Source organism: Streptomyces sp. NPDC048255, from assembly GCF_040652415.1.
In the GTDB taxonomy this organism is placed as follows: domain Bacteria; phylum Actinomycetota; class Actinomycetes; order Streptomycetales; family Streptomycetaceae; genus Streptomyces.
The window spans coordinates 273498-290502 of record NZ_JBEZMA010000002.1 but is presented as its reverse complement, the minus strand read 5'-3'; the positions used below and the strand labels follow the sequence as shown (position 1 = coordinate 290502).

Annotated in this window: 14 protein-coding genes; 1 reads left to right on the top strand and 13 read right to left on the bottom strand. The window is 71.7% G+C overall.

Annotated elements, in window-relative coordinates:
- Positions 1-74 precede the first annotated feature (74 nt).
- On the top strand, positions 75-872 hold the full coding sequence (locus AB0D94_RS03720; RefSeq protein ID WP_362044961.1) for a VOC family protein: 798 nt from the start codon (positions 75-77) through the stop codon (positions 870-872).
- Between the two features lie 104 nt (positions 873-976).
- Here AB0D94_RS03720 and AB0D94_RS03715 read toward each other — a convergent pair whose 3' ends face one another.
- The 13 genes from AB0D94_RS03715 to AB0D94_RS03655 all read right to left on the bottom strand — a co-directional run bounded on the left by AB0D94_RS03715 (position 977) and on the right by AB0D94_RS03655 (position 16696).
- Positions 977-1702: an Asp/Glu racemase gene (locus tag AB0D94_RS03715; protein WP_362045049.1), complete on the bottom strand. Its 726-nt coding sequence runs from the start codon at positions 1700-1702 to the stop codon at positions 977-979.
- 83 nt (positions 1703-1785) lie between these two features.
- Positions 1786-2694: a fumarylacetoacetate hydrolase family protein gene (locus tag AB0D94_RS03710; protein ID WP_362044959.1), complete on the bottom strand. Its 909-nt coding sequence runs from the start codon at positions 2692-2694 to the stop codon at positions 1786-1788.
- A 160-nt stretch (positions 2695-2854) separates the two neighbouring features.
- On the bottom strand, positions 2855-3967 hold the full coding sequence (locus AB0D94_RS03705) for a cupin domain-containing protein (RefSeq protein ID WP_362044957.1): 1113 nt from the start codon (positions 3965-3967) through the stop codon (positions 2855-2857).
- Positions 3964-5058 carry a carbon-nitrogen hydrolase family protein gene (locus AB0D94_RS03700; protein WP_362044955.1) on the bottom strand — a complete coding sequence of 365 codons (1095 nt, stop codon included), beginning with the start codon at positions 5056-5058 and terminating at the stop codon, positions 3964-3966. The genes AB0D94_RS03705 and AB0D94_RS03700 overlap by 4 nt, the downstream gene beginning before the upstream one ends.
- 14 nt (positions 5059-5072) lie before the next feature.
- On the bottom strand, positions 5073-7466 hold the full coding sequence (locus AB0D94_RS03695) for a bifunctional salicylyl-CoA 5-hydroxylase/oxidoreductase (RefSeq protein ID WP_362044953.1): 2394 nt from the start codon (positions 7464-7466) through the stop codon (positions 5073-5075).
- 90 nt (positions 7467-7556) lie between these two features.
- Complete coding sequence (locus AB0D94_RS03690; RefSeq protein WP_362044951.1) at positions 7557-8048, bottom strand: thioesterase family protein; 492 nt, start codon at positions 8046-8048, stop codon at positions 7557-7559.
- Positions 8049-8059: 11 nt separating this feature from the next.
- The gene (locus AB0D94_RS03685; RefSeq protein ID WP_362044949.1) at positions 8060-9685 is read right to left on the bottom strand and encodes an AMP-binding protein; all 1626 of its coding nucleotides are present in this window, start codon (positions 9683-9685) and stop codon (positions 8060-8062) included.
- Between the two features lie 272 nt (positions 9686-9957).
- The gene (locus tag AB0D94_RS03680) at positions 9958-11904 is read right to left on the bottom strand and encodes a SpoIIE family protein phosphatase (protein ID WP_362044947.1); all 1947 of its coding nucleotides are present in this window, start codon (positions 11902-11904) and stop codon (positions 9958-9960) included.
- 291 nt (positions 11905-12195) lie between these two features.
- Entirely contained in the window at positions 12196-12903 is a 708-nt protein-coding gene (locus AB0D94_RS03675) for an ABC transporter ATP-binding protein (RefSeq protein ID WP_362044945.1), read from the bottom strand.
- Positions 12900-13661 carry an ABC transporter ATP-binding protein gene (locus AB0D94_RS03670; RefSeq protein WP_362044943.1) on the bottom strand — a complete coding sequence of 254 codons (762 nt, stop codon included), beginning with the start codon at positions 13659-13661 and terminating at the stop codon, positions 12900-12902. Before AB0D94_RS03670 ends, AB0D94_RS03675 begins: the two co-directional genes overlap by 4 nt.
- The gene (locus tag AB0D94_RS03665) at positions 13658-14695 is read right to left on the bottom strand and encodes a branched-chain amino acid ABC transporter permease (RefSeq protein WP_362044941.1); all 1038 of its coding nucleotides are present in this window, start codon (positions 14693-14695) and stop codon (positions 13658-13660) included. The genes AB0D94_RS03670 and AB0D94_RS03665 overlap by 4 nt, the downstream gene beginning before the upstream one ends.
- Positions 14692-15570: a branched-chain amino acid ABC transporter permease gene (locus AB0D94_RS03660; protein ID WP_362044939.1), complete on the bottom strand. Its 879-nt coding sequence runs from the start codon at positions 15568-15570 to the stop codon at positions 14692-14694. The genes AB0D94_RS03665 and AB0D94_RS03660 overlap by 4 nt, the downstream gene beginning before the upstream one ends.
- A gap of 1 nt (position 15571) precedes the next feature.
- Positions 15572-16696, bottom strand: a complete 1125-nt coding sequence (locus AB0D94_RS03655) for an ABC transporter substrate-binding protein (protein ID WP_362044937.1) — start codon at positions 16694-16696, stop codon at positions 15572-15574.
- Between the last annotated feature and the right edge of the window lie 309 nt (positions 16697-17005).

Genomic DNA, 17005 nt, shown 5'->3' with positions numbered 1-17005 from the left:
GCGCGGGGAGGCCGCTGATCGACACCGGCGCGTGGCCGGCCCGCCACCCACAGGACGCGCGAAAGGGAATGACCATGATCACCACTGACTTCGTCCCCGGCTCCCCCTGCTGGCTCGACCTCGGTTCTCCCGACGTCCCCGCCGCAGCGGCCTTCTACGGCGCCGTGCTCGGTTGGGACTACGAGTCCATGGATGCGGGCGAGGACATGGAAGGCGGCATGTTCCGCAAGGACGGCAAGGTCGTCGCCGGGCTCGGCAAGCTCACCGAGGAGGGGGCACGCTCCGCCTGGATGATCTACTACCGCGTCACCGACGCGGACGCCACGACCCAGGCCGTCGAGCGCGCGGGCGGCACGGTACGGGTCCCGCCCAGGGACTTCGAGGAGTACGGCCGGATGGCGCAGTACAGCGACCCGCTGGGGGGCCAGTTCGCCGTGTGGCAGCCGGGGAAGGACACCGGTGTCGAGCTGGTGGACGAACCCGGCTCGCTGTCCTGGACCGAGCTGTACACGAGCGACGCGGCGGCCGCGAAGGACTTCTACGGCGGCGTCTTCGGCTGGCAGTTCAGCGAGATGGAGCTGCCGGGCGGCGGGGGCACGTACTCCCTCATCACCCCCGCCGGACTGCCCGAGGAGCGCATGCACGGCGGCCTCATGGAGATGTCCGAAGAGAACCTCGCCCTGACGAGCGGCCGGCCGTACTGGCACCCGGTCTTCGCCGTCACCGACTGCGACGCCGCGGTCGCCGAGGTCACCGGGAACGGCGGCAGCGTGCAGATGGGGCCGGAGGACGCCGAGGGCATCGGCCGGCTGGCCGTCTGCCTCGACCCGTCGAAGGCAGACTTCGTGGTGCTGGCCCCGGGCCGGAGCTGAGCCCCGGGGCCGGGCCCCCCGACCCGCCCAGGGGCGCCCGCCGCGCCGTGCTGACCACGGGCTGACCTTGACCCGCCGACACGGCGCCACCGCCCGACCCGGCGTCACGGGGCCACGGGCGGTGCTTCCGCGTAGGCACCGGACAGGAGGTGGCCGGCGCCGGGGGCGACCGCGGGCAGGCCCAGGGCCCGGAGCATCTGGTGGGCGGTGCAGACCGCCGCCGAGACGACGGGCTTGCCCAGGAGCTGTTCGGCCTCCTCGATGGCCCCCAGGGAGGGCATCTGCACGCAGGCGGAGAGGACGACGGCGTCGGCGTCACTGTGGTCCAGGGCCCGGGCGAGGCCGGGGAGCCGGGCCGGGTCGTGGGCGGCCACGTCGAGGTTGTTGGGGATCTCCAGTGCGGTGTAGTCGATGACCTCGATGCCTTCGTGGGTGAGGTAGTCCACGACGGTCCGGGTGAGCGGGCGCATGTAGGGGGCGATCAGGGCGATCTTCTTCGCGCCGAGGGTGCCCAGGCCGTGCACCAGGGCGCCGGCGCTCGTGACGACGGGGGCGGGCGCGCCGTTCTCCGCCGTGCGCAGGTGAAGGCGCTGCTCGGAGGTGCGGTGGTAGCCGAGTCCCATGCTCATGATGGCGACGAGGCAGGCGTAGCCGAGTACGTCCACGTGCGCGTCGGAGAGCTCGACGGCGCAGCGGTCGGAGTCGGCGTCCATCGCCTTGAGCTGTTCCGGGGTCACGTGGGTCATGCGCATGCGGCTGGAGTGGAAGGTGAAGCGTTCCGGCGCGATGCTCTCGCGGGCCCGGAGGATGGCCGGTACCTCGGTTTCCATGGTCACGTTGGAGCTCGGGACGATCTGGCCGATGCGGTAGGTACGGTGCGACACGAACGGTCCTCTGGGTAGGGGGATGCTGGTCAGCGGGCGTCGACCACGGGATTGCTCAGGGTGCCGATGCCCTCGACCGTGGCTTCGACCGTGTCGCCGGGGGTGAGGAACTCCGGGGGGACCATGCCGGCTCCGACGCCGGAGGGCGAGCCGGTGGCGATGACGTCCCCCGGTTCGAGGGTGACGCCGGAGGAGATGTCGGCGATCAGGCGCGCGATGGGGAAGAGCATGTGCTGCGTGTTCGACTTCTGCTTGGTCACCCCGTTGACCCGCAGGGAGAGGTCGAGGTTCATCGGGTCGGGCACGTCGTCCGCGGTGACGACGGCCGGGCCGAAGGGGGCGTAGGAGTCCTGGCCCTTGGAGAAGAACCACTGGCCGGAGCGGCGCTGGTCGCGGGCGCTGATGTCGTTGACGATGCTGTAGCCGAAGATGTGGCCGTACGCCTCCTCCTCGCTCACGCGGAAGGCGGTGCGCCCGATGACGACGGCGAGTTCGCACTCCCAGTCGAGCTGGGTGGTCAGGTCCGCGTTGTGGAGGATCGGCTGCCCGGGGCCGGTGACGGCGGTGGCGGGCTTGCTGAAGAGCACCGGCCGCGGGGGAAGTTCCTTGTCGGTGTCGAGGCTGCGGCTGGACTCGGCCACGTGCTCCACGTAGTTGAGGCCGACTCCGATGATCTTTCCGGGGCGCAGCGGGGCCCGCAGCGACACCTCGGCCATCCGGCGGACGGCCTCGGCCGGCCATCCGGCGGGGCCGGCGGCCAGCAGGCGGTCCGCGGCCTCCCGGGCCGGGGCGCCCGCCCGGATGAACGACAGCAGGTCGGCTGGCAGTTCGACGCCGGCGCGTTCCGCGAGGACGGCGAGGTCGACGAGGTGGTCGGCGTCGACCTGGGCGCCGAGGACGGGCGATCCGTCATCGAGGGTGTAGGTGACCAGTCGCATCGGTGCTCCAGGTGGTGAGGGGTGAAGGGGTGAAGGGGTGAGGCGGGAAGGGGTGGGGCGGAGGTGCTCTCGGGTGGGTGGCGGCCGCGGGGCCCCGTGGGGTGCGGCGCCGTACCGCTGCCGGTGTCAGGGCCGGCGGCGTGCGGTACGGCGCCGCGGTTCAGGCGGTGGGCTGGTGCCCGCCGTTGTCGGGGTAGGCCTCTTCGCGGTGGAAGCCGAGGGAGTTCATCACCGGGAAGTCGTTGAAGGAGAACAGGCAGGCGTCCTCGCCCTGGTCGAGGTTGTGGTGCTCGTGCCAGGCCCAGGACGGCACGCAGAAGATGTCGCCCTTCTTCCAGTCGAAGCGCTGTCCCGCGATCACCGAGTAGCCGTGCCCCTTGGCCGCCGTGTAGATGACGGAGCCGGTGTGGCGGTGGGCCAGGGTGGACTGGCCGGGCCGCAGCAGCTGCATGTGGGCGCCCATGGTGGGCATGACCGGGCCGCCGGTGAGGGGGTTGGTGTACTCGGCGATCACACCGTCGTACGGGGACCCCTCGGTCGCCTCGGCGAGGCCGAGGAGTGCCTCGTAGGTCGGCTCCCACGGGAAGGCGAGCAGCGGGGAGTAGGGGCGGGTCCACTTCTCCGCACCGTAGGGCAGCAGGTTCGCGCTGTACGTGAGCACGGAGGAGTTGACGACCTTCCCCGGGATCTGGTGGAGGTCGGGGTGCACCTCGTAGAACCCGGCGTCCATGGCGTTGACGAGCGGGATGTCGAGGCCGTCCTGCCAGATGACGGGGGCGTCGTCGGACTCGTTCCCGTGCTCGTGCCAGGTTCCGTTGGGGGTGATGGCGAAGTCGCCCGGGGCCACGCGTAGCTTCTGTCCGTCGACGACGGTCCACGCTCCGGTGCCCTCGTGGACGAACCTCAGCGCGGCCGCCTGGTGGCGGTGGGCGGTCATGGCCTCTCCGGGGCCCATGATCTGCAGGCCGGTGTAGAGGAGGCCGGCCGCGGCGCTGACGTCCTTGCGTCCGGGGTTGACGAGCATGACCACGCGACGGCCCGCGTCGTCGGCCTTGACCAGGTCGAGGGCCTTGCGGACCAGGGGCCGCAGTTCGTCGTAGCGCCAGAGGACGGGGACGGACCTGGGCTGCGGGTACCAGGGCTCGATGTCGTTGGCGACGGTCCACAGCGCGCCGGCCTCCAGTTCGGCCAGTTCCCCGTAGTAGGCGGTGAGTTCGGGGGTGTCGCTGACCCTGGCGCGGCCCAGCATGCTGTCGTCCTGTCCGGTGGTCATACTTCCTCCTTCGTGACGCCGGTGCTGTCGGCGGTGAGGGGCGTGGGGACGGGGGTGGTGACGGGGATGGTGCCCGGGGTGACGGGCGGTGCGGCAGGTGGTGCGGCGGGTGCCGTCGCGTGCGCCGGACCGGTCGCGAAGGTCACCGGGGTGCGGGGCCGGTTGTCGACGTGGAGCTGGAAGACGTCGAAGCGGTTGTAGTGGCCGACGATGTCGTGCATCTGCTTGGGCTGGATGCACCGGGCCAGGTCGATCTCGGCGTAGACGATGCCCTCGTCGTCGACGAGGGGCTCGGTGACGGGCCGCCCGTCGGGGCCGAAGATCCCGGACAGGGCGCTGCGGGGGCGGCTGAACAGGGCGCGCAGTTCCTCGTCGTCCCCGGCCAGGGTGTCGACGATCTCCGGGGAGATCGTCGAGCAGGCCACGACGGAGAAGACCTTGCCCTCGAAGCTGTGCGCGGCGGTGCGCACGGCGATGGCGTCCGCCATGTCGTAGTCGGCGGGGGCCACGGGGAGGGAGATGTAGCAGGACGCGTGGACGAGTTCGCCCTGGGCGAGGAGGGCGAAGCGGGCCAGCGTGTTGGTGTTCTCGCCGCAGGCGAGGGCTCCCAGCGGTCCGACGGGCGTGGAATGGACCTTCAGGGAGCTTCCGTCGCCACCGGTCCAGGTGAGCTTCTCGGCCCAGGTCGGCACCAGTTTGCGGTGTACGCCGAGCAGTGCGCCGTCCGGGCCGATGGTCAGCAGCGTGTTGTGGAGGACGCCGAGGCTGTGGGGTCCCCGTTCGTTGACGCCTATGACGAGGACCACGCCGTACTGGCGGGCCGCGGCGCGCAGGACGTCCACCTGCGGCCCGGGGACGTCGACGGAGCTGCGGTAGAGGCGTTCGAACCAGGGCGAGCCCTGGACGGGGTTCATCGTCCAGTTCCAGTACGGGTATCCGGGGACGAACACCTCTGGAAACACGACGAGTTCGGCGCCGTTCGCGGCTGCCTCGGCGATGAGGGCGACCGCCTTGGCGACGGTGGCGTCGGGGTCGAGGTAGACGGGGGCCGCTTGGACGGCCGCCGCGGTGAAGCGGGGCAGGTTCTCCATCGAGTCCCTCCGGATCAGTGGGCCGCGGTGCAGGCGGCGGCGGGGGCGGGGGGAAGCCAGCGCTGGTGTACGGGGGCGGTGGGCTCCCGTAGCAGCTGGAGGCGCGGCGGTACGCGGTCGGTGCGCGCGGCCGGGGGCCGGCCGCTGCCCGCCTTCCAGGCGGTTGGCCAGGGGGCGGCGGGGCCGCTGTACCCCTGGGCGGCCGCGGCGTGCAGGGTCCACAGCGGGTCGTGCAGCTGGGCCCGTCCGACGGCGCACAGATCCGCCCGGCCGGCCAGGATGATCGAGTTCACGTCGTCGTACGTGGAGATGGCGCCGACCGCGATGGTGGGCAGGCCGGTGGCGTTGCGGATCAGATCGGCGTACGGGGTCTGGTAGCTGCGGCCGTAGCGGGGACGCTGGTGGGCGACGACCTCTCCGGTGGAGACGTCGATCGCGTCGGCTCCGGCCTCTCCGAGAGCGCGGGCGATCTCGACGGCTTCGGCTTCGGTGGTGCCGCCCTCGGCCCAGTCGGCGGCGGAGATGCGGACGACGAGTGCCTTGCCCGTCGGCCAGACGTCGCGGACCGCGCGGAGCACCTCCAGGGGGAAGCGCATGCGCCCCTCCAGGGTGCCGCCGTAGGCGTCGGTGCGGAGGTTGGTGAGCGGTGAGAGGAATCCGGACATCAGGTGGCCGTGCCCGTACTGGAGTTCCAGTACGTCGAAGCCCGCCCGGTCCGCGCGTCCGGCCGCCGCGACGAAGTCGCGGGTGATGGTGTCCATGTCCTGCCGGGTGGCCGCGCGGGGCACGGTGCTGTGCTCGTCCCAGCCCAGCGCGGAGGCGGCCACCAGGGGCCAGCCGCCGGCGCCGAGGGGGGTGGCGCTGCCGTCCGGACGGGGAATGCCGGTCGCCGCCCGGCGGCCGGCGTGGGTGAGCTGGATGCCCAGGCAGGTGTCCGACTGCTGGTGGACGAACGCGGCGATCCCCCTCCAGGCGGCCTCCTGCTCGTCGGTGTACAGGCCGGGGCAGCCGGTGGTGGCGCGGCCCTCGGGACTGACGGCGGTCATCCCGGCGAGGACCAGACCGGAGCCGCCGATGGCCTGGGTGGCCAGGTGTACGAGGTCGAAGTCGCCGGGCACGCCGTCCCGCGCGGTGTAGAGCGCGGTGGGGGGCGCGACCACCCGGTTGCGCAGGTGCAGGCCGCCGAGACGGAACGGACGGAGCATGGGGGGCAGGCCCGGCCGGCCGGCCTGGGGCAGTGCCCGGGCGGTGTCGTCGGCGTGCCAGGTGTCGACGACGTCGGTGAACTCCTGGTCGCGCACCCGGAGGTTGTCGTACGTGACGCGCCGGCTGCGCGTGAGGAGGTTGAAGGCGAACTGGTGCGGGTCCTGGCCGGTGTAGCGTCCGACGTTCTCGAACCATTCGAGGCTGGCCTGGGCGGCGCGCTGGGTGGACTCGACGACCGGCTTGCGTTCGGCCTCGTAGGCGGCGAGTGCGGTGGTGACGTCCGCGTGCTCGTGGAGGCAGGCGGCCAGCGCGAGCGAGTCCTCCATGGCGAGCTTGGTGCCGCTGCCGATGGAGAAGTGCGCGGTGTGGGCCGCGTCCCCGAGCAGGACGACGTTGCCGTGCCGCCACGTCCTGTTGCGGACGGTGGTGAAGCGGATCCACTTGGAGTTGTTGGGCAGCAGGCGGTGGCCGTCGAGGTGCTCGGCGAGTATCTCCTCGCAGAGCCGGATGCTCTCCTCGTCGCTGGTCCCCGGCGGGTGGTCGCGGGCCGCGAACCTGTCGAAGCCCGCTCGCCGCCAGGCCTGTTCGTCGATCTCGACGATGAAGGTGGAGCGGGTGCCGTCGAAGGGGTAGGCGTGGACCTGAAGGGTCCCGAAGTCCCCCTCCGCGACGATGAACGTGAAGGCTTCGAAGACCTTGTCGGTGCCGAGCCACATGTACCGGCAGTTGCGCTCGTCGAGGTCGGGCCCGAAGGTGTCGGCGTAGGCGGCGCGGGTCGCCGAGCGGACCCCGTCCCCGGCGACGACCAGGTCGTACCGCGCGGAGAGCTCTTCGACCGGCGGGGCCTGCGTGCGGTAGCGGACGTCGACCTCCAGGGCGGCGCAGCGCTGCTGGAGGATCTGCAGCAGGCGCTTGCGTCCCAGCGCCGCGAAGCCGTGGCCGCCCGACGTGAGGACGCTGCCCTTGTAGCGGACGTCGATGTCGCTCCAGCGGGCGAAGTCCGCGGACATGGCCTCGAAGATGCGGGCGTCCGCCTGGGCGATCCCGTCGAGCGTCTCGTCGGAGAACACCACCCCGAACCCGAAGGTGTCATCGGGTGCGTTGCGCTCCCAGACGGTGATCTCCCAACTCGGGGACAGCTGTTTGGCCAGGGCCGCGAAGTACAGCCCGCCGGGCCCTCCTCCGATAACTGCTACGCGCACGGCGCTCCTCCTAGTGGTTCCGAGCATCAAAATATGCTGCGAATCTGACGCTCGTCAAGAACTCATCATATCGATGGGATGTTGCCCTGCTCACGCGAAGAGCTCCGGGGCCTGGGGCCCCGCCCCGGTCAGGACCTCGCGCACCTCGTCGGGCCAGGCCGTGGAGCCGGTGGCGCGGGCGGCCGAGTGGGCGATGACCATGCGTCCGGTGGCCGCCACCTCCTGGCCCGCGCCCCGGACGGTGAAGGCATAGTGGAGCGAGCTCGTCCCGACCTCGGTGACCAGCAGTTCGGTGCGGACCGTCTCGCCGAACCACAGCCGGGCGCGGTAGTCGGCCTCGAAGTGGACCCTGGGCGTACTGCCGAAGAGGTGGGCGAGCCCCAGACGCCTCAACAGGGCGGCCTCGGCGGCCTCGACCCAGCGCACCACCGTGGAATGGTGGTAGTGGCCGGCCGCGTCGGTGTCCTGCCATTCCACGCGCCGCTCGATGACGATGCTGGGCGGACGCGGTACGAGCGCCTCGGGGCAACCGGCGGCGCAGCTGTCCGCGCCGATGTCCTGCCGCGGGTGGGAAGCGGTCATGGCGATGCCTTTCATCGGGGGTCGGTGCGGTGCGCCCGGCGCAGTTCGCCGCGCCGGAGCTTTCCGTTGCTGGTGCGCGGCAGTTCGGTGACGAACTCGATGGCGCGCGGGTACTTGTAGGGCGCGATGGTCCGCTTGACGTGGTTCTGGAGGTCCTTGGCGGTCACCTCGTCCGCCGCGACTCCGGGGCGCAGGACCACGTACGCCTTCACCAGCATGCCGCGCTTGCTGTCGGGGACGCCGACGACGCCGCACTCCTCGACATCGGGGTGGGTCGCCAGGGCCTTCTCGACCTCGGGGCCGGCGATGTTGTAACCGGAGGAGACGATCATGTCGTCGCTGCGGGCCACGTACCAGAAGTAGCCCTCCCGGTCGCGGACATAGGTGTCGCCGGTGACGTTCCAGCCGTTGCGCACGTACGCGCTCTGGCGCGGGTCCTCCATGTACCGGCAGCCGGTGGGGCCGGTGACGGCGAGCAGCCCGGGCAGTCCGTCCGGGACGGGTCCGCCGTCCTCGTCCACGATCCTGGCGCGGTAGCCGGGGACGGGCCTGCCGGTGGAACCGGGCCGGATGTCCTCGTCGGCGGCGGAGATGAAGACGTGGAGCATCTCGGTGGCGCCGATGCCGTCGATGATGCGGTGTCCGGTGGCGGCCTTGAACTCCTCCCACACCTGGGCGGGAAGCGCCTCACCGGCCGATACGCAGCGCCGGAGGCCCGCCAGCCTGTCCGTCGCCCCCGCCGCCATGATGGCCCGGTAGGCGGTGGGAGCGGTGAAGAGCACGGTCACCCCGTGCTCGGCGACGAGATCGGCCAGTTGCTCGGGGCCCGCCTGCTCGATCAGCAGCGTGGCGGCGCCCACGTGCAGCGGGAAGACCACGAGTCCGCCGAGCCCGAAGGTGAAGGCCAGGGGCGGGGTGCCGGTGAACACGTCGTCCGGGCGGGGCTTGAGCACGTGCCGGGAGAAGGTGTCCGCGTTGGCCAGGACGTCCCGGTGGAAGTGCAAGGTGGCCTTGGGGCGGCCCGTCGTGCCCGAGGTGAACGCGATGAGGGCCACGTCGTCGGCGGCGGTGGCGACGGTGGCGTACCGGCCCTCCTTGGCCGCGCAGCGCCGCGTCAGGTCGTCCTCGTCCGGTCCGCCGTAGGCGAGCACGGCGAGTCCGGGGGTGTCCGCCGCGGCGAGCTCCCCGAGGAAGCGGTGGTCGCACACGGCGACGGCCGGCCGGCTGATGCCGTGCAGTTCGGAGAGTTCCGTGGCGCGCAAGAGCGGCATCGTGGTGACGGCGACGCCGCCCGCCTTGAGGACACCGAACCAGGCGGCGACGAGCCAGGGATTGTTCGGGCCGCGCAGCAGGACGCGGTTGCCGGGACGGAGCCCGAAGTCCTCGGTCAGCACTTGGGCGACCTGGTTGGCGCGCTGCTGGAGCCGGCCGTAGGTCCACCGCTCGGTGGGAGTCAGCAGGCACGGGCGGTCCGGTCCCCAGCGGTCGACCGCGTCGTCGAGCAGCCGCTGGGCGCAGTTGAGCCGGTCCGGGTACTGCAACTCCGGTAGATCGAAGTGGAGTTGGGGCCAGAGGGAGGCCGGGGGAAGCCGATCGCGGCAGAAGGAATCCGCATGCGCGGAAGGGGAGAGCTCCATGGGGCGGCACCTCAGTCTTGGGGCAGCGGGGAGAATGAAGCAAGTATGTCGCCAGACTGGCGACCGTCAATATTTCGAGACATGGAGTTTTCGCAACATCATGCTCCGACGGACTCACGCCCCGCCGCCCCGAGTGCCCCGGCGCGCCTCTCGCTTGTCGTTACACGTGTAACATGCTAAGCATCTCTCAGCACGACACGCAAGGAATTCGGACAAACGTGACAAACCCCTAGGGGGGTGGACGACTGCGACCTGCGGCTCGGCTCCCGCGCTCAGCGCTCCGCGGCATCCGCGCGGAGTGAGGCGTCGATGGCCTGTTCGGTCCAGATGGTCTTGCCCTCACCGGTGAAACGGCATCCCCAGCGCTCCGCGAGCTGGGCGACCAGGAAGAGGCCGCGCCCTCCCTCGTCCGTCTCCCTGGCCCGCCGCAGGCGCGGCTGCGTGCTGCTGGGGTCGGACACCTCGCACACGAGCACCTCGTCCAGGATCAGCCTGAGTCCTACGGGTCCTCCGGCGTACCGGATGGCGTTGGTGACCAGTTCGCTGACGACGAGCTCCGCCTCGAAGGCGAGATCGTCGAGCTGCCAGGCGGACAGCTGGCTCACGACGCCCTCGCGGGCGTGGGCGACCTGGGACAGTTCGGCCTCGAACTCCCATGTGGCGACGCGGGTGGGCGGAAGGCGGTGGACCCGGGCGAGCAGCAGGGCGACATCGTCGCCGGGCACTTCGGGCATCAGTGTGCCGATGACGTTCTGGCAGGTCTCGTCCAGCGTCAGGCCGGGGGGCACGGCGGCGAGGCAGTCCCGCAGCGCGGCCATTCCCTCCTCTATGTCGCGGCCGCGGCTCTCGACCAGACCGTCGGTGAAGAAGGCCAGCGTGCTCCCCGGCGGCACGTCGAGTTCCGCCACCTCGAACGGCATGCCGCCGACGCCCAGCGGCGGACCGGGGGGCATCTCGACGGAGAAGCTCTCGCCCCGCGCGCCCAGGACGACGGGCGGCGGATGGCCGGCGCTCGCGGCCGTGAGCCTTCCGGTCACCGGGTCGTAGACGGCGTAGAGGCACGTCGCCCCCAGGACGGCGATTTCCGAACGGGAGGCTCCGGCCGCCCGCTCGGCCGAGAACCCGAGCACCAAGTCGTCCAGGTGCGTGAGGAGTTCGCCGGGGTCCAGGTCGAGGTCGGCAAGGGTCTGCACAGCGGTGCGCAGCCGCGCCATGGCCGCGGTGGCGTCGAGGCCGTGGCCGACGACGTCCCCGGCCACGAAGGCCACGCGCAGGGAGGGCAGGGGGATCACGTCGTACCAGTCCCCGCCGACTCCCACACCGCCGCCGGCCGGCTGGTAGACGCCGGCCGTTTCGGCGGCCGTCAGGTTCAGGGCCGAATGCGGCAGCAGACTGCGCTGCAGGGCCAGCGCCGATCGGTGCTCCCTGGTGTAGCGCCGGGCGTTGTCCACTCCGAGCGCGGTACGGGAGACGACGTCCTCCAGGAGGGCCGCGTCGCTGTCGCTGAAGGCGGCGAGCAGGTGGGAGCGCCAGACCGTGACGCAGCCCAGGACGAGGCCCCGGGCGTAGAGGGGGACCGCGATCGAGGAGCTCGCGCCCCGCGGGATGAACGCATCGAGGGCGTCGGGATCGACGGGCAGTGTCGTGCGGAGCGTCCGGAGGTCGGCCACGACCACCGGCCGGCCTTCCATGAGCGGCCGCATCAGCGCGTTGTCGACCACGGGTGGCAGCGCTTCCCCGACCGCCAGGAGGTTCTCCGCGGAGATCTCCGGGCTCTGGGCGGCCGCGATCCGGCGCAGCCGGACGTCACCGCTGGCGGCGAGCTCCGGCGGCTCGTCGCCCACGAGCACCTGCTCGGCCAGGTCCACCGTCGCCAGATCCGCGAAGACGGGCACGAGGAGGTTCACGAGCGTCTGGGCGGTGTCCGTGACGTCCAGGGACGCGCCGATCGTGGCCATGGCGGCGTGGGAGAGCTCCCGCCGCCTGCGTTCCCCCTCGCGCTCAGCCGCCCGGGGCGTGCCTCCGGCCGGTGTGAGCAGGACGAGCCATCGGCCCGCGGCACGGTCCGACGAGGCCATGGGGGCCAGGACGCACTCCACGGTCAGGCCGGCTTCCGGACCGGCCCCGGCGGGGATCAGGAGGCGGCGCCGGTCGCCCCTTCCCGGGGCGGGGAGCGAGTGCGCCAGCGGGGCGCAGACCTCCCCCGGCGAACACGACATCAGGGCTGACCCCGCCGGCGTGCAGGACACGACCACACCATGATGATCAAGTATGACCGCTGCCGTGTCGCCGACGGGGGCGGGGGCCGAGCCCTGACCGCCACTGTCTGATTCGCGCATGTCGCCTCGCTCATCACTACCGGCAGCCTCCATTATCGGCTCCCCCCTGCTCAGGGGCGACTGGGAACACGGCGTGGGCCTGCCGGACGCCGGGCGTGCGGCAGGGCGTCCCGCAGGCGTCCGATGCGCGTCCGGTCGGGCTCTCCGTCGGGCATCCGGTCGGGCATTCGGTCAGTCGACGCCCAGCAGACGCCGCAGGTCCTCGGGCCGGGCGGCGAAGTCCGTACTGGCCGCCTGGTGGACGATGACTCCCTTGCGCATGACCGCCACGGTCCGGGCGACGGAGAGGGCCAGTCCCAGGTTCTGCTCGACGAGGACGACCGACATGCCCTGCGCGCTCACCTCGCGGATCACCTCGCCCACTTGGGAGACGATCGCGGGCGCGAGCCCGTCGGAGGGCTCGTCGAGGAGCAGCAGGCGCGGATTGCCCAGCAGGGCCCGGGCGATCGCGAGCATCTGCTGTTCCCCTCCGGAGAGCTGGTCGCCGCGGTGCCCGAGCCGCTCCGCCAGCCGCGGCAGCAGCTCCAGGACGCGGGCCCTGGTCCAGGGGCCGCGCGCCGGGCGCCGCGAGGCGATCGTCAGGTGTTCGTGCACGGTCAGCGGTGCGAACACCCTGCGCCCCTGGGGAACCACGCCGACCCCGGCCCGGGCGATCACGTCGACGCGGGCTCCGGCGAGCTCCCGGCCGTCGAGGGTGACGCTGCCTGCGTAGGGCCGGACGAGCCCCATGACGGTCGATATGAGGGTGGTCTTCCCGACTCCGTTGCGCCCGAGGAGGGTGACCGTACCGCCCGCTTCGAGGTCCAGATCGACCCCGCCGAGGACGACGCCCCCGGCGTAGCCGGAGCGCAGGGCGCGGATGCTGAGGAACGGCTTCACGAGGGGACCTCCATGGTGCCGAGGTAGGCGGTCTGGACTGCGGCGGAGGCCCGTACCTCGTCCGGGGTGCCGGTCTTGAGGTGTCTGCCGAGGTGCATGACCGTCACCGTGTCGGCGAGCTCGAAGACCATGTCGAGGTCGTGCTCGATGAGGAGTACGGTCACCTCCCGGGGCAGGGCGGCGATCAGTTCGGTGAGCCGCGCCGTCTCCGCCGGCGACATGCCGGCGGCCGGTTCGTCCAGGAGCAGCAGCCGGGGGGCGGTCGCGAGGGCGACGGCGACCTCCAGCTGGCGCCGCTCGCCGTGCGAGAGCGCGGCGGCCGCGAGCTCGTGCCGGGTGGGCAGGCCCACCCGTTCGAGCAGTGCGTGCGCCTCCTCGACCGCCGCCTTCCGGGCACCCACCCGCCGCCAGCCGCCGAGTCCGGCCGCGGCCCGGCGCAACACGGCGAGCAGGACGTTCTCCAGCACGGTCTCCCGCAGGAAGAGACTGGAGTGCTGGAACGTCGCCGCGACACCGAGCCCGACCCGGCGGTCCACGGGCAGCCGGGTCACGTCCCGTCCGTCGACGAGGATGGTTCCGGCGCTGGCCGGCAGGGTTCCCGAGATCAGGCCGAACAGTGTGGACTTGCCCGCGCCGTTGGGGCCGATGACCGCGTGCCGGGCGCCCGGCCGCACGCTGAGGTCCACCTCGTCCAGGGCTCGGAAGGAGCCGAAGTGCCGGGACGCCCGGCGCAGTTCCAGTGCGTCGGGGTCTGTCACGCCGTCCTCTTCCGGGTCGGTTTCAGCGGGATCCGTACGCCGGCCAGTCCGCGGGGCAGCGTGTAGACGGCGATGACGAAGAGCAGTCCGAGCAGCAGCGGCCCGCGTCCGGCGACGGCTTCGAGGTTCCCGAGGTAGTCGCGGGTGAGCCAGACGAGCGCGGCGCCCGCGCAGGCTCCCCACATCGAGCCGGAGCCGCCGATGACGACGGCCAGCAGCGCCAGGGCGGCGATCTCGAATCCGGCGTCGCCGGGCGAGACGAACCGCTGCACCGACACCCACAGGGCCCCGGCGGCGCCGGCCAGCGCGCCGGCGCCGCAGTAGACGGTCAGGGCGTAGCGCCGGGTGGGATAGCCGATGGCCCGCATCCGCGGCTCGTTGTCGCGGATCCCGCGCAGGGCGAGGGCGAACGGAGTCGAACCCAGGCGGGAGACCGCCGCGAAGAGCAGCAGGAACACGGCCAGGACGTAGAAGTAGACCAGCCCGTCGAGCTCCAGGGCGGGCATCCCGGGCAGCGGGACGACGGGCGGGATGCCCGACATGCCGTCGGTGCCGTTCGTCAGCGGTTTCCAGTTGACGGCGGCGCTGTAGACGATCTCGCCGATGGCGAGCGTCAGCATCAGGAAGACCACGCCCCGGGCCCGTACGGCGAGCCATCCGGTGGGCACCGCCACCAGCGCGGAGACGCCTGCGGCGATGAGGAGTTGGAGGATCCCGAGGTCGGTGAGCCGGGTCGCCACGATGGCGGCCGTGTAGGCGCCGACGCCGAAGTAGGCCGACTGGCCGAGGGTGGGCAGTCCGGTCAGGCCGGTGAGCAGGTTCACGCTCAGGGCGAGCAGGGCGAACACCAGGATCCGCGACAGGGTGCCGACGGCGTACGGGCCGAGGACGAAGGGGGCCAGGGTGAGCCCGCCGACGACGGCGGCCACCGGCAGCCGCCGTGTCAGGGACCGGGCGGATGCGGAACGGGCGGGTGCGGACGGGGTGGATTCGGACGGGGAGGATTCGCAACGGGCGGACGCGGAAGGGCTCATGTGCGCACCGCCGACGGGACCAGGCCGTTCGGTCGGACCACGAGGACGAGCAGCATGGTGCCGAAGAGCAGGAAGGGGGCGTACTGCGGGAGCAGCGCCACCCCGAGCGTCTGCACCTGGCCGATGAGGAGCGCTCCGGCGAGCGCACCGCGCACCGACCCGAGGCCGCCCACGACCACGACGACGAGCGAGAGGACCAGTACGGTCTCGTCCACGCCCGGCCCGGGGCCCAGGATCGGCGCCCCGAGGACACCGCCGGCCACGGCCAGGGCCGCGCCGGACGCGAAGACCCCGTACAGGACCTTGCGGACGTCGACGCCCTGCGCGCGGACCATGTCCCGGTCCGCGACGGTGGCCCGTACGAGGGCTCCGAGCGAACTGCGTTCGAAGACGAGGTACACGGCGAGCGCGAGGCCGGCCGCGACGCCGATGAACACGAGCCGGTAGACCGGATACGCGTGGCCGAGCAGGTCCACCGTCCCGCCCAGGGAGGTCGGCGGGTCGGTGGGCAGGACCTCCCCGCCGAAGGCCGCGGCGAGGAGGTCGGCGACGATGAAGGTGATGCCGAGGGTCAGTACGGCCTGGTCCAGGTGGCCGCGCCGGGCCAGCGGCTGGGTGAGGAACGTCAGCGCCGCCCCGCCCATGGTGCCCACGAGGACCCCCGCGGCCAGGGCGAGGACGAGTCCCCAGAGGGTTCCGTCGGACAGTGCGTAGGCGACGTAGGCTCCGGCGAGGTAGAGGGTGCCGTGGGCCAGGTTGAGCACGTCCATCATGCCGAAGACCAGGGAGAGGCCGACCGCGATCGTGAACAGCAGCAGACCGAAGGCGACCCCGTCGACGACGCTGACGAAGTTGCCGTCCAACCATCCGGTCATGTCAGCCGCCCAGTCTGCCGAGCTCGGAGCTGACCGTGTTGGCGCCCTGCTTGACCTCGCGCAGGTACCAGGGCTGCACGGGCGTACCCCCGGCGTTGAACTTCCAGGTGCCGCGCGGGCTGTCGATGTCCCCCACCCCGGCGATGGCCGCGTTGACCGTCTCCGGGGTCACCGTGCCGCCGGCCGCCTTGATCGCCTTGTCGAGGACCTGCGCCGCGTCCCATGACGCCATCGCGTAGGTGGTCGGGGCGACGCCGTACGTGGAGGTGTACGCCGGTGCGAACTGCTTGTTGGCGGCGTTGTCCAGGTCGGCGCTGTAGTTGAGCGCGGTGAGGATGCCTTCGGCCGCCTCGCCCTGGCCCTTGAGCACGCCGCCTTCGGTGAGGAAGCCGGGCGCGTAGAGCGGGATCTTGCCGGCGAGTCCGAAGTCGCGGTACTGCTTGACGAAGTCGACGGCCGCGCCGCCCGCGTAGAAGCAGAAGACGGCCTTCGCGCCGGACTTCTCGATCTGTGCGAGGTAGGGCTGGAAGTTCTTCGTTCCCGGGAACGGTGTGTAGACCTCCTCCCCCGCGATCTTGCCGCCGGCGGGGAGGAAGGTGGACTTGAAGCCCTCCACTTCGTCCTTGCCCGCCTGGTAGCCCGCGGCGATCAGGAAGACCGGACCGCCGGCCTGCTCGGCCACGTGCTTGCCCAGCGCCTTGCCCGGCTCGTCGTTGACGTACGAGGTGCGCCAGATGTACTTGGTGCCGGTGAGGGTCGTCGGTGAGGCGTTGGAGCCGACGAGGGGGACCTTGCTGGTCTCGAACAGGTCCTTGACCCCGTTGACGGTGGCCGAGCTCACCACGCCGCTCACCGCCAGCACCCGGTCCTGTTTGACCAGTTTCTCGGCGGCCGCCTTGCCCGAATCGGCCGTCTCCCCCTCGTCCGCGACCACGATCTCCACGTCACGGCCGCCGAGCTTGCCGCCGTGCTGCGCGACGTAGAGCTCGAATCCCTGCTTCATGTCGTCGCCGAGCGCCTTGTAGGTCCCGGACTGCGGGACGAGGAGCCCGATCTTCACGGGCCCGTTCTGCTTGTCGCCGTCGCCGGTCCCGAGGCTGGCACCACCGCACGCGGTGGTCAGCAAGAGGCCTGTCGTGACGGCGATCAGACCAACGGGACGAATCCGACCTGCCATGGAGACTCCGTACGTTGTCAGCCGGCCGCCCTGGCGACCGGATGTTTCTGATGGGGATGGACCGAGGGGCTCCCGAGGGGAGGTCCGCTCCCGGGTGGCGTGGCTGGAAAGCATCGAGGTGACACGTGTCTATCGCGTAATTGCGACGTGCGTCAAGACTGCACGAGATATTGGGCCCCGAGCCCGCCGCACCCCTTGACCCCGGCGTCGCGTATGCCGTAGCACTAGCCATCGTCAATTTGGCGCTATGCCGATTTC

Excerpts from the sequence above, each read along its gene's own strand:
- AB0D94_RS03690 (WP_362044951.1), bottom strand. The coding sequence starts at position 8,048 with ATGACCGCTTCCCACCCGCGGCAGGACATCGGCGCGGACAGCTGCGCC.
- AB0D94_RS03705 (WP_362044957.1), bottom strand. The coding sequence starts at position 3,967 with ATGACCACCGGACAGGACGACAGCATGCTGGGCCGCGCCAGGGTCAGC.
- AB0D94_RS03665 (WP_362044941.1), bottom strand. The coding sequence starts at position 14,695 with ATGAGCCCTTCCGCGTCCGCCCGTTGCGAATCCTCCCCGTCCGAATCC.
- AB0D94_RS03715 (WP_362045049.1), bottom strand. The coding sequence starts at position 1,702 with ATGGAAACCGAGGTACCGGCCATCCTCCGGGCCCGCGAGAGCATCGCG.
- AB0D94_RS03700 (WP_362044955.1), bottom strand. The coding sequence starts at position 5,058 with ATGGAGAACCTGCCCCGCTTCACCGCGGCGGCCGTCCAAGCGGCCCCC.
- AB0D94_RS03720 (WP_362044961.1), top strand. The coding sequence starts at position 75 with ATGATCACCACTGACTTCGTCCCCGGCTCCCCCTGCTGGCTCGACCTC.
- AB0D94_RS03660 (WP_362044939.1), bottom strand. The coding sequence starts at position 15,570 with ATGACCGGATGGTTGGACGGCAACTTCGTCAGCGTCGTCGACGGGGTC.
- AB0D94_RS03710 (WP_362044959.1), bottom strand. The coding sequence starts at position 2,694 with ATGCGACTGGTCACCTACACCCTCGATGACGGATCGCCCGTCCTCGGC.
- AB0D94_RS03680 (WP_362044947.1), bottom strand. The coding sequence starts at position 11,904 with ATGTCGTGTTCGCCGGGGGAGGTCTGCGCCCCGCTGGCGCACTCGCTC.
- AB0D94_RS03685 (WP_362044949.1), bottom strand. The coding sequence starts at position 9,685 with ATGGAGCTCTCCCCTTCCGCGCATGCGGATTCCTTCTGCCGCGATCGG.